Annotated in this window: 9 protein-coding genes; 1 reads left to right on the forward strand and 8 read right to left on the reverse strand. The window is 57.0% G+C overall.

Annotated elements, in window-relative coordinates:
- Positions 1-110 precede the first annotated feature (110 nt).
- Positions 111-1169, forward strand: a complete 1059-nt coding sequence (locus tag AB1500_10010) for a PKD domain-containing protein (protein ID MEW6183491.1) — start codon at positions 111-113, stop codon at positions 1167-1169.
- Between the two features lie 236 nt (positions 1170-1405).
- Here AB1500_10010 and AB1500_10015 read toward each other — a convergent pair whose 3' ends face one another.
- The 8 genes from AB1500_10015 to ligA all read right to left on the reverse strand — a co-directional run bounded on the left by AB1500_10015 (position 1406) and on the right by ligA (position 11715).
- Positions 1406-2404 (reverse strand): isocitrate/isopropylmalate dehydrogenase family protein, encoded by a 999-nt coding sequence (locus tag AB1500_10015; GenBank protein ID MEW6183492.1) that lies wholly within the window; start codon positions 2402-2404, stop codon positions 1406-1408.
- 165 nt (positions 2405-2569) lie between these two features.
- Positions 2570-3082, reverse strand: a complete 513-nt coding sequence (locus AB1500_10020) for a 3-isopropylmalate dehydratase small subunit (GenBank protein MEW6183493.1) — start codon at positions 3080-3082, stop codon at positions 2570-2572.
- Positions 3083-3207: 125 nt separating this feature from the next.
- Complete coding sequence (locus AB1500_10025) at positions 3208-4464, reverse strand: 3-isopropylmalate dehydratase large subunit (GenBank protein MEW6183494.1); 1257 nt, start codon at positions 4462-4464, stop codon at positions 3208-3210.
- A 4-nt stretch (positions 4465-4468) separates the two neighbouring features.
- Positions 4469-5584, reverse strand: a complete 1116-nt coding sequence (nifV, locus tag AB1500_10030; GenBank protein MEW6183495.1) for a homocitrate synthase — start codon at positions 5582-5584, stop codon at positions 4469-4471.
- A gap of 159 nt (positions 5585-5743) precedes the next feature.
- Positions 5744-7186 (reverse strand): Asp-tRNA(Asn)/Glu-tRNA(Gln) amidotransferase subunit GatB, encoded by a 1443-nt coding sequence (gatB, locus tag AB1500_10035; protein ID MEW6183496.1) that lies wholly within the window; start codon positions 7184-7186, stop codon positions 5744-5746.
- A 329-nt stretch (positions 7187-7515) separates the two neighbouring features.
- Complete coding sequence (gatA, locus tag AB1500_10040; protein ID MEW6183497.1) at positions 7516-8970, reverse strand: Asp-tRNA(Asn)/Glu-tRNA(Gln) amidotransferase subunit GatA; 1455 nt, start codon at positions 8968-8970, stop codon at positions 7516-7518.
- Positions 8971-9159: 189 nt separating this feature from the next.
- Positions 9160-9441 (reverse strand): Asp-tRNA(Asn)/Glu-tRNA(Gln) amidotransferase subunit GatC, encoded by a 282-nt coding sequence (gatC, locus tag AB1500_10045; protein ID MEW6183498.1) that lies wholly within the window; start codon positions 9439-9441, stop codon positions 9160-9162.
- A 264-nt stretch (positions 9442-9705) separates the two neighbouring features.
- Positions 9706-11715, reverse strand: coding sequence for an NAD-dependent DNA ligase LigA (gene ligA, locus AB1500_10050; GenBank protein MEW6183499.1), 2010 nt, complete (start codon positions 11713-11715; stop codon positions 9706-9708).
- Between the last annotated feature and the right edge of the window lie 258 nt (positions 11716-11973).

The raw sequence follows: 11973 nt of genomic DNA on the forward strand, positions 1-11973 counted from the left end.
GGAAGCAGCCAATGAATTTCATAATCCTGTTTATACGCAGTGTCCCTTTTTTCGTAATAATGCCGGTATTAACATGGATTAGCATGGGTTATGCGTGTGCCGGAGAACCATTGCGGACTGCTGCAAATGAAGAAATCATCGGTTTGTTAACAGGACCGGGATATGATCATATTTGTTCGCTTCTCATAAACACACCTGTTACCGGATATACCGTTCTTGCTACTCCCATTTTATTAAACGCAGGGCTTACAAACGTAAAGTCAGCTACCCCGACACCCTCAGCTATAACTCGCGGCATCGTAAAGGGAAACACGACGGAACACTGTAACGCTCGCGGTCAGATAAAGACCTGCATATTTGACGTAAATCCCTGCACTTTACAGGGCGTTTTTAAAATCACCTGGTCCGGCGGCGATTATGACCTTAGTCTGGTTCGCCCTGACGGAAGTCAAATTGACCCTCAAGACCCGTTCGGGGATTACACCTTTAGGAAGGATGCTACATATGCATACTGCGCCGTAGACCTTCCCGAACCCGGCACATGGACTTGTGTCGTTACGGCAAATGAAGTGCCGCCTGGGGGAGGCACCGTAAATTGTCTCCTTCTCGTTATTGAAGAGACTCCGCCGGAGGTGATTCTTGAAGGATTTGCCGATGGCTATGTCCTAAAGGAACCGGTCGTTGTTACAGCCCGGGGTTATGATATGGATGGTTTTTCCTCACTTGAGTTTTTTCTGAATTACAATGATTTAGTTAGCGTATGGTATGACACTCCGCAGAGCGTAGTGGAAAAGACTTATTTACTGAATCCGACATTACTACCGGACGGGAAGTACACATTTTCCGCCTTATTAGCCGATAACAACTTTTCATCAACCGGCAAGAGCCTGGACTTTATTATTGACAACGTCTTGCCCGTCGCGGATGCAGGTTTGGACAAGGAGGTTTACAATGGTGAAGAAGTCGCCTTTGACGCTTCGTCATCCAGTGACGCGATTGTATTCTTATGGGGTTTCGGCGACGGAACTGTCGACGCATGTGAATTCCCGTACGGTGTCCATACATACAGTAACCCTGGAAGGTATACTGTAACCCTCACCGTTTATGACGATGCCGGGAATATGGCGGAGGATACGGCAAACGTCACTGTGCGCGCAAGGACGCAATAGCGCCAAAGGCTGTCAGTGCCCCGATTGATTTTACACTGTCCAACACCCAAATTCAAGCCTGCGTGAGTTTTATGGACCATAACCGACCTGGGTGGCGGCAGTATTGTCATATATAAAGAATGAGATGGTATTTGACAACAAACATCTTTAGGCGGGGTCTGTTGACCCCGCTATTTTCATAGTATCTTTACAATATGGGATAGTGCTGTTTAAAGCAAAGAGAGGGTTAGCTTTTTCTACCGCATCTTTTCTATTATCGCGGTCGCCATTTCGCTTGTTTTGGCGGTGCCGCCGAGGTCGTAGGTGACGGTCTTCCCTTCCTCCAATACGGCGGTCACGCCGCACATTACCCGCTCCGCGGCCGCGGACTCGCCCAGGTGTTTGAGCATCATTACCCCCGAGAGGATGGTGGCCAGGGGGTCGACCTTGTCCATCCCGGCGTATTTGGGGGCGCTGCCGTGCACCGGCTCGAATACCGCGGTTTCTTCCCCGATATTGGCGCCGGGGGCCACGCCGAGCCCGCCCACCAGGCCCGCCGCTAGATCGGAAACGATGTCGCCGTACAGGTTGGGCAGGACCAGGACGTCGTAGTTCTCCGGCGCTTGCACCAGCTTCATGCACATCGCGTCCACGATCATGTCCTCGAATTCGATGTCGGAATAGCCGGATGCGACACTCCGCGCGCACTCAAGAAAAAGTCCGTCTGAGTACTTCATGATGTTGGCCTTGTGCACGGCGGTGACTTTCTTCCTGTTCTCGCGCCGGGCAAGTTCGAAGGCGAAGCGCACGACCCGCTCGGAAGCCTCGCGGGTTATGATCTTGATGCTTTCCGCCGCGTTCCGGCCGACCTTGTGTTCGATCCCGGCGTACAGGTCCTCGGTATTTTCCCGGACGATGATCAGGTCCACGTTTTCGTAGCGCGTCTTGATACCGGGCAGGCTTTTCGCCGGCCTCAGGCAGGCGTACAGGTCAAGCTCCTGCCTGAGCGCCACGTTGACGCTGCGGAAGCCTTTACCGACCGGGGTGGTCAGCGGCCCCTTCAGTGCTGTTTTGTTCTTTCTGATGGAATCGAGCACATGCGCCGGCAGCGGGGTGCCGTACTCGCCGATAACCTTCTCCCCGGCCTCGACCACTTCCCATTCTATCCCGGTCCCGGAAGCCTCGATCACCCGCCGCGCGGCGGTTGTGATATCCGGCCCGGTCCCGTCCCCCGGTATAAGGGTTATTCTGTGCATGGTAATCCTCCGTTTAAAGTTCAACGTTCAAAGTTCAAAGTTCAAAGTTCAAGGTTCAACGTTAGAATTCAGTAGTCAGAAGTCAGGAGCCAGGAACCAGAAGTCAGGAGCCGGGAAACAGGAGCCACTGAGGACTTTCGACTGAGGACTTCTTTATTCTACCTCCTACCTTCTATCTTCTGAAAAATTAAATCCCCCGTATTTTTTAAAATGCGCCACCAGGCCGCCGTCGGCAAGGATTTTCAACATCACCGGCGGCAGAGGTTTAACCGGAATGGAGGTTTTTCTGGTTCGGTTTGTAATGGTCCCCGCGGCAAGGTCCACCACCAGGTCGTCACCCGGTTTTATCCGGTCGGTGTCGCATTCCACCACCGGAAGACCGGTGTTGATGGCGTTACGGAAAAAAATCCGGGCGAAGGATTTCGCCAGCACGGCGCCGATCCTGGCGTGCTTGATGGACAGGGGCGCCTGCTCACGGGAAGAGCCGCACCCGAAGTTGGCGCCGGCTACGATAAAGTCCCCGGGACGTATCTTTCCATAGAAATCCGGATCAAGGTCTTCCATGACGTGGTGCGCCAGCTCATCCATATCGAGCGTCTTGAACTTATATTTGCCGGATATGATGTAATCGGTGTTGACGTCGTCACCGAAGTTGTGCGCTCGTCCTTTAAGTTCCATTGCGTTCCCTCCTATATCAAAAATGACTCAACCGCCAAGACGCCAAGAACGCCCAATGTCCAAGATGTGACAACGTTTCCCTGGCCTGTAAAAATGGTAGGCGCAGCCCACCCCACTTTATCTTGCTAAGGCAGAAGTTCACGCGGGTCGGTTATTTCGCCCGCCACCGCTGCAGCGGCCACCGCCGCGGGCGAAGCAAGGTAGATCTCGGCGTTGCTGTTCCCCATGCGGCCTTTGAAGTTGCGGTTGGCCGTGGAAACGACTACTTCGTTGTCGGCCGGAACGCCGTTGTGCGTCCCCACGCAGGGACCGCATCCGGGCGTCACCACCGCCGCTCCCGCCTGCGCGAGTTTTGCCAGCGTGCCGTCCTCTATCGCCTCCAGGTAAATCCGCCTTGAGGCGGGCGCAACAATCAGGCGCACGTGCGGGTGTACGCTTTTTCCGTCGAGAACGGCCGCAGCCGTGCGGAGGTCTTCCAGCCTGCCGTTGGTGCAGGTGCCGATAAAGGCCTGGTCGATCTTAAGACCCGCGACCGCGCCCAAAGGCGCCACGTTGTCCACACGGTGGGGCTTGGCCACCTGCTGCTCCAGGTTCGAAACATCATATTCCTTCACGGCGGCATAAGCGGCGTCGGGATCGGCCGCGACCGGTGTAAACTCCTTGCCGCCGCATGCCTCAAGCCAAGCGAAGGTCTTGGCGTCGGCCTCCATCAGTCCCGCCTTGGCGCCCATCTCCACCGCCATGTTGGCCACGGTGAAACGGCCTTCCATAGAGAGCGCGGCAAAAGCCTCGCCGGTAAACTCAACCGCTTTGTAGGTGGCTCCGTCCGCGGTCAGCGCGCCGATGAGGGAAAGGATAAGGTCTTTGGCGTATACCCCCTTGGGAAGGACGCCGCGGCATACAATTTTAACGGTTTCGGGGACCTTGAACCACATGTGCCCCGAGATAAGCGCCGCCGCCAGGTCGGTCGAACCCACACCCGTGGAAAAGGCGTTAAGCGCCCCGTAGGTGCAGGTGTGGGAGTCCGCCCCCACGGCCACGCAGCCGGGACCCACACGGCCGCTTTCCACCATCACCTGGTGGCACACGCCGTTACCGATATCGTATATCTTTGCGCCCTTTTCCCGGGCGAAATCGCGCATCAGCTTGTGAAGGTTGGAGATGCCTTCCGTCGGACTGGGCACACTGTGGTCGATCACCAGGTTAACCCTGTCCGGGTCGAAAACCTTCTTCCCGCCCATCCGCTCAAACGCCTGGATGGCAAGTGGGGCGGTGCCGTCCTGGGCCATCACGCAGTCGATCCCGGCAACCACTATCTCACCCGCCCGGCAGGACCTGCCGCCGGCACGTGAGAGAATTTTTTCAATGATGGTCTGTCCCAAAGCCTTATCCCCTCTTTCCGAAGAAATCCTCATAAATGCTGACAAGTTCCTTGTCAAAAAGCACACGCTTGTAATCCACCGCCGCCCGGCGAATCTCGGGCAGAAGCTCCTCGGCCTGGTGCTTGCTCAGTATTATCCCGTACTCCGCAAACTTAGCCCTGAGGGCCGCCGAGCCGGAGTGTTTCCCGATCATTATCTGGCGGGCCAGTCCGACCTCTTCGGGCCGGAAGGCTTCATAAGTCTTCGGGTTCTTGAGCGCGCCGTCGGCGTGGATCCCGGACTCGTGCGCGAACATGTTCATCCCCACGATCGCCTTCCAGGAGGGGAGTTCCCGGTGGGCGGCGCGTGATACGTACTCCGCCACCTCACGGAACATCTCGGTCCTGAAGCCGAGGTCCACGTTATAGAGGTGTTTAAGCGCCATAACCACCTCTTCCAGTGCGGCGTTCCCGGCCCTTTCCCCGAGCCCGCAAACGGTGACCCCGATCCAGTCGGCGCCCGCAGCCACTCCCGCAAGAGCGTTGGCGGTGGCCATACCGAAATCGTTGTGGGTGTGCATCTCTATCGGGATACCGACTTCTTTGACAATGGTTTTAATGTTTTCGTAAGTCGTAAAGGGGTCCAGCACTCCTACGGTATCGCAGTAACGCAGCCTGTCTGCGCCCGCTTCTTTGGCCGCCCGCGCAAAGGTCAAAAGAAAATCCATATCGCTGCGGGAAGCATCCTCCGCGTTGGTAGAAACATAGACCCCGTGCTTCTTGGCAAAGGCGACGGCGCCCGTCATCTTATCTAAAACCCACTCCCGGGAGGTCTGCAGTTTATGCTTGATGTGGATATCGGACGTCGAGATGGATATGGCCACGGCGTCCACACCAAGGGCGAGCGACGCCTCGATATCCCTTATCACCGGGCGGTTCCAGCCCATGATGCTGGCCTTCAACCCCGACAGACAGATTTCCTTGATCGACTCGGATTCGTCCCCGCCCATGACCGGGATTCCCGCTTCAATCTGGTGGACCCCTATTTCATCCAGGAATTTGGCGATGCGGATCTTTTCCCGGTTGGCGAAAACCACTCCCGCGGTCTGTTCCCCGTCGCGCAGGGTGGTGTCGACAATCATGATGTCTCTCCCCTCAAACAAAACAAACACCTCTCTGTCTCTATAAGAGTCATTTCTTCAGGGTCAGAATATAGAATATTTAATCAAAACTCTTTTTCTTTCTACCTCTTGCTCCTTCCCTCACTTACCTTCTGTCTTCTATATTCTACATTCTATATTCTATTTCTCCAGGGCTTCCTTCAAGAGGCTGTTGACCAGCCCCGGATTGGCCTTCCCTCTGGTGGCCTTCATCACCTGGCCCACCAGAAAGCCGAGCGCCTTGTCCTTACCCTGTCTGTAATCCGCCACCACCTTGGGATTTGCGGCGATAACCTTTTCTATCTCCGCCTTAAGCGCAGACTCGTCGGTAATCTGGACAAGACCCTGCTCCCGCACGATAACCTGCGGGTCTTTGCCGCTGTTGAACATCTCCTCGAAGACGGTCTTGGCGATCTTCCCGCTGATGGTGCCGTCGTCGATCAGCTTGAGCAGCACGGCCAGTTGCGCCGGCCGCACCGGTGACGCGTCTATCTCTTTATTGGTCGCGTTTAAAAGCCGCGCCAGTTCCCCCATCACCCAGTTACCGACGGTTTTGGGGTTGGGATATACCTTCAGGCACTCCTCGAAATAATCCCCTATCTCCCGCGTGTTCGTGAGCACCCCGGCGTCATAAGCCGAAAGGCCGTACTCGCCGACATAGCGCTCCCGCCTCGCGTCGGGGAGTTCGGGAAGGGTTCCGTTTATCTGTTCGACCCACTCCCTGGTAATCACCAAAGGCGGGAGATCGGGTTCCGGGAAATAGCGGTAATCGTGCGCCTCCTCCTTGCTGCGCAGGGGGAGAGTCACGCCTTTCGCGTCGTCCCAGGTACGCGTCTCCTGAACCACGCGCCCCCCTTCCTCTATCACGGCGATCTGGCGCTCGACCTCGTAGGCAAGCGCCCGCTGCAGGGAACGGAAGGAGTTCACGTTCTTTATTTCGGTCCTGGTACCGAATTCCGGGCTTCCGACAGGCCGGACCGAAATGTTCGCATCGACGCGCAGGGAGCCCTCTTCCATCTTGCAGTCCGAAATGCCCGTGAACTGAATCACGCTCCGGAGTTTTTCCGCGTAGGCCTTGGCCTCGTCCGGCGAGCGCATGTCCGGTTCGGAGACTATCTCCAGCAAAGGCACGCCGGTCCGGTTGTAATCTACCAGCGAGTATGGTGTCGTGGAAACCGTCCCCTGGTGAACCAGTTTTCCGGCGTCTTCCTCCATGTGAATGCGGGTGATGCCGATCCGCCTGACGCCGTTTTCCGTTTCTACCTCAAGGTAGCCGTTCTGCGCCAGCGGCAGGTCGTACTGCGATATCTGATAGGCTTTCGGCAGGTCCGGGTAGTAATAGTTCTTCCGGTCGAATTTGCAGAACCGCGCCACCTCGCAATTAAGCGCCAGGGCGGCACGAATGCCGTACTCGACCACTTTCTTATTTAAAACCGGCAGCACCCCGGGAAGCCCCAGGCACACCGGACAGATGTGGGCGTTGGGCTCGCCGCCGAAGGCCGCGCTCGAGGAGCAGAATATCTTGCTTTCCGTCCGCAGCTCGGCGTGTATCTCGAGCCCGATTACCGTTTCGTAACCCTTCATTCGTTCAACTCCTCTTAGTCCCTAACCCGGACAAGCCGGAACCACCCAAGCACTTAACGATACGTTAGAACTACTTTGTATCGTTATGTGCACAATGTGACTTAGAACGCCGCGTCTTAAGATCAACAAGTTGAGTGCTGGGCCACAGATGGACACGGATAGATACGGATTTAGTCTATTCCTAAGTCATTGGTCCTTGCTCACAAGTTTCGTTTCCTTATTCCCCATTAGTGTTAATCAGTGTTAATCCGTGGTTCGTATCGTTCCATTGTTTCCGGTGCTTGGTCCTCATTCCGCATTCGTCTTTATCCGTGGTGGCTTTCTTGCCACTAAAGACCGGGCCGTTTCGCCGTAAAGCCGGTTTCCTGCTCAAAGGCGTAAGCCGCGCGCAACAGCCGTTCCTCGCCGAAGGGCGGCCCGATCAACTGGACGCCTACCGGAAGGCTTCCGGCAAACCCGCCGGGTATGGACAGACCCGGCAACCCCGCCAGGTTCACGGCAAGGGTGCAGATGTCCGAGAGGTACATCGACAGGGGATCGGCGACCTTCTCGCCTATTTTGAAAGCCGGTGTCGGCGTCGTCGGCGAGAGCAAAACGTCAAACCGCTCAAAAGCGGCGTCGAAATCGCGTTTGATAAGCGCGCGCACCTTCAGCGCCTTAAGGTAGTAAGCGTCGTAGTAACCCGCGGAAAGGGCGTAGGTGCCGAGCATTATTCTTCGCTTGACCTCCGCGCCGAAACCCTGGCTGCGAGTCTTTTTGTACATCGCCACCACGTCCTCCGCCGGTACGCGGAGGCCGTACTCCACCCCGTCGTAACGCGCCAGGTTCGAGGAAGCCTCGGCGGGTGCGATAAGGTAATACGTAGGCAGGGCGTATTTGGTATGCGGGAGGGACGTTTCTTCCACCGTCGCGCCGAGTCTGGTTAAAACCTCGATCACCCCGTTAAAAACATCGCGGACTTCCGGCGCTATGCCTTCTCCGGTATACTCGCGCGGCACGCCCACCCTGAAGCCCTTTATATCCGTTACAAGCGATTCCGTGTAGTCCGGCACTTCTCTGGGAACCGAGGTCGAATCCTTCGGATCGTGCCCGGCGACGGCGTTCAGCAGCAGCGCGCAGTCGCGGACGTCCCGGCTGAACGGGCCGATCTGGTCGAGTGAAGAGGCGAACGCCACAAGGCCGTAACGGGAGACCAGACCGTAGGTGGGCTTCAGCCCGACAACGCCGCAGAACGCCGCCGGCTGCCGGATGGAGCCGCCGGTGTCGGAACCCAGGGCAAGTACGGCCTCGCCCGCAGCGACCGCCGCCGCCGAACCGCCGCTTGACCCGCCGGGGACCCGCTCGAGGTCCCAGGGGTTGGCGGTGGGGAAATAGCCCGAATTTTCGGTTGACGAGCCCATCGCGAACTCGTCCATGTTGGTCTTGCCCGTAAACACCGCGCCTTGCTTCTCAAGGCTTTCGACCACCGTCGCGTCATAGGGGGGAACAAACCCCTTGAGGATCCTGGAGGCGCAGGTGGTTTCCACGCCCCGGGTACACAGGTTGTCCTTCAGGGCTACGGGGATACCCGCCAGCGGCGGCAATACCTCGCCCGCGGCAAGGGCGCCGTCGACCGCCCGCGCCCTGGACAATGCTTCTTCCCTTTGCAGGAGAAGGTATGCCCTGACCCTTTCATCGACCGCGTCGATTCGTTTAAAAACGGTTTCCGCAAGTTCCACCGCCGATATTTTTCTTTCCCGTAAAAGCCGGCCCAACTCGTGCGCCGGCCTGTAAAAAAGGGCCAAGTCAATTCCTCCCGTATCTATTCGGGGTCAGAATCCAGTAGTCAGTAGTTAGGGCAAAAGGCTCTGGAAGGGCTTCTGGCTTCTGGCTTCTGGCTTCTGGCTTCTGGCTTCTGGCTTCTGGCTTCTGGCTTCTGGCTTCTGGCTTCTGGCTTCTGAGTTCTGGCTTCTGGCTTCTGGCTTCTGAGTTCGTCACACCAGCCGCGGCACGCGGAAGTGCCTGTCCTCCCTTGACGGAGCGTGCTCCAGGACCGTTTCCGCCTCAAGATGCCCGCCCGCTTTATCCTCACGAAAAACGTTCTGCAGGGGCAGGACATGCGCCAGCGGCGGAACGTCAGCCGTATCAAGCTCGTTTAAAACGGAGGCGTGCTCGAGGATATTTGCGAGCTGCTTTGTGTAAACCCGTTTTTCTTCCTCGTTAAGTTCTAAACGTGCCAGAAGGGCGACATGTTCGACATCTTTTTGAGTAATCATCTCCAACACCCTCCCTCGAAAAATAAATCAACCGCCAAGACGCCAAGAAAGCAATGAATCAAGAAAAAAATATATCACAACACTTAAATCGTTATATCCAGCGTCGATTTTCATGCTTCGTTTTGCCGTAACGCGGCATGGGTGACTCTTGAAAAACCAAAGCAAATTATATCAAATTTGTGCCTTAAATAACAAGCTCTTCTTTCAAGACAGCAATACCGCCCGGGGAAGGGTCGGTTACTGTTTTTCCGGCTGCTTTCGGCGTCAGCCCTCAAGAAAAAGCAGGCGTTGCAGCTCTTCTTCGTTTAAAATATCGACGCCGAGTTCCCGCGCCTTATCGTATTTGGAACCCGGGTTCTTCCCCACCGCGACGTAATCCGTACGGCGGCTCACGCTCGACGCCGCCCTGCCGCCCAACGACTCGATCCGTCGGGTGGCCTCATCCCTGGTGAACCCTTCGAACGTCCCCGTCAGGACGAAGACCTTGCCCGCCAGCGGCCTGAACGCCGCGCGGTCTTCGAGGCTCCGGGTGTTGACCCCCGCCGCGGCAAGCCGCTCTATTACCTCCAGGTTCTGCCGCTCCGCGAGAAAAGCCCTGATGCTGGCCGCCATTTTGGGTCCTATCTCATGAATGGTCGTCAGTTCTTCCCCGGTAGCCGCCATCAACCGCTCCAGGTCGCCGAAATGACCCGCCAGCAGCTTCCCCGCTCGTTCCCCAACGTGCCGTATGCCGAGCGCGAAAATCAGCCGGCCGAAATCCTTCTTTTTGCTTGCCTCGATCTCGCCAAAAAGGTTGGCGGCCGATTTTTTCCCCATTCTCTCCAGACCCGCCATAACCCCGGGCTCTATGGCATAAATATCGCTTATGCTTCTCACCAGGCCCTTTTCTACCAACTGCTCCACCAGCGCCCGGCCAAGCCCCCGGATATCCATCGCATTCCGGGAGGCAAAGTGCAACACGCTCTCTTTCAGACGCGCCGGACAGGAGATGTTCGGACACCGGACGGCCACTTCCTTTTCTTCTTTTACGGTTCCGGCACCGCATACGGGACAGCGGTGCGGCATCGTAAACACCTCTTCCCCGCCCGCGCGCCTTTCCGGAAGGGAGCGCACGACCTCGGGGATGACGTCGCCGGCCTTGTGCACCACGATACTGTCGCCCATCCTGATGTCCTTTTCCCGGATCAGATCCTCGTTATGAAGCGTCGCGCGAACAACGGTGGTCCCGGCGAGACGCACCGGGTCAAACACGGCCGTAGGGGTTAAAACCCCCGTCCGCCCGACGCTGACGATGATCTTTTTAATCTTCGTGACCGCCTCCTCGGGCGGGAATTTATAGGCCACCGCCCAGCGCGGGCTTTTCATGGTCGCCCCCAGCCGCGCCTGCTGCTCGTACGAATCCAGCTTTACCACCATACCGTCGATCGCGTACGGCAGGTCAAAACGCTTTTCGTGCCAGGAGAGACAATACTCAACCGCTTCCTCAATCCCGGAAAAAAGGCGGTAATTCGTATTGACCCTGAAACCCTGCGCCGCCAGCCATTCAAGCACTTCGTGATGGGTCTTGAGCTCCAGCCCTTCGGCGTGCCCGATACCGTACACGAACAGGTCGAGCTTGCGGTGGGCGGTAACGCCGGGGTCCAGCTGCCGCAGGCTTCCGGCCGCGGCGTTCCTCGGGTTGGCGAAAAGCGTTTCGCCGGCTTCCTCCCGCAGCTCATTCAAGCGCACGAAGGCCTCCTTGGGCATGTACGCCTCGCCGCGCACCTCGATAACCGGGGAGGCATCCTTCATCAGGCGGAGCGGCAGCGCCCGGATGGTGCGCAAGCCGGGGGTGATGTCCTCACCCGTTTCCCCGTCCCCGCGGGTGGCTCCACGGGCGTACTCGCCGAGACGATAGGTAAGCGACACCGCCAGTCCGTCGATCTTCGGCTCCACCACGTAGGCCGTTCTCTCGCCGGGCAGAGCGCTGCGGACGCGCCGGTCGAAATCCCGGAGTTCCTCCGCCCCGAAGGCGTTGGCCAGACTGAGCATCGGCGCGATGTGCCGCACGGCGGCAAAGCCCTCCCGCGGCGCGCCGCCGACCCGCTGCGTCGGCGAGTTAGGGGTTATCAATTCCGGATGGGCCTTTTCCAAAGCCGTCAGTTCGCCGAGCAGACGGTCAAACTCGGCGTCGGAAATCACCGGGTCGTCAAGAACGTAGTACCGGTGGTTATGATGTTCTATCTCCCGGCGGAGTTCTTCGATCCGGCGCTCCGCCTCTTCTTTCCCGGACATTTTTCCTCCCTGAAGGTGATATAACCGCCATGACGCCAAGATTCTAAAAACGTTAAGTCAACAAGTCTGTTAAAGCCTCGCTTTCTTCATTAGTAAAAAGTTGCCCTTGTATCCTAAATTTTTATGATAATATTCCACGTTGCTATCTTATCGTTTAATTTAAGGTGTAGCCTTTAGTACTTAATATTGCCTTTCGGTATCCTTTAAAATAATACCGTACTTCATGGCCTCCTTGGCGCCTTGGCGGTTCATCCCCAT

Source organism: Bacillota bacterium, assembly GCA_040755295.1.
Taxonomy (GTDB): domain Bacteria; phylum Bacillota; class Desulfotomaculia; order Desulfotomaculales; family Ammonificaceae; genus SURF-55.

Excerpts from the sequence above, each read along its gene's own strand:
- AB1500_10015 (MEW6183492.1), bottom strand. The coding sequence starts at position 2,404 with ATGCACAGAATAACCCTTATACCGGGGGACGGGACCGGGCCGGATATC.
- AB1500_10020 (MEW6183493.1), bottom strand. The coding sequence starts at position 3,082 with ATGGAACTTAAAGGACGAGCGCACAACTTCGGTGACGACGTCAACACC.
- gatC (MEW6183498.1), bottom strand. The coding sequence starts at position 9,441 with ATGATTACTCAAAAAGATGTCGAACATGTCGCCCTTCTGGCACGTTTA.
- gatB (MEW6183496.1), bottom strand. The coding sequence starts at position 7,186 with ATGAAGGGTTACGAAACGGTAATCGGGCTCGAGATACACGCCGAGCTG.
- ligA (MEW6183499.1), bottom strand. The coding sequence starts at position 11,715 with ATGTCCGGGAAAGAAGAGGCGGAGCGCCGGATCGAAGAACTCCGCCGG.
- nifV (MEW6183495.1), bottom strand. The coding sequence starts at position 5,584 with ATGATTGTCGACACCACCCTGCGCGACGGGGAACAGACCGCGGGAGTG.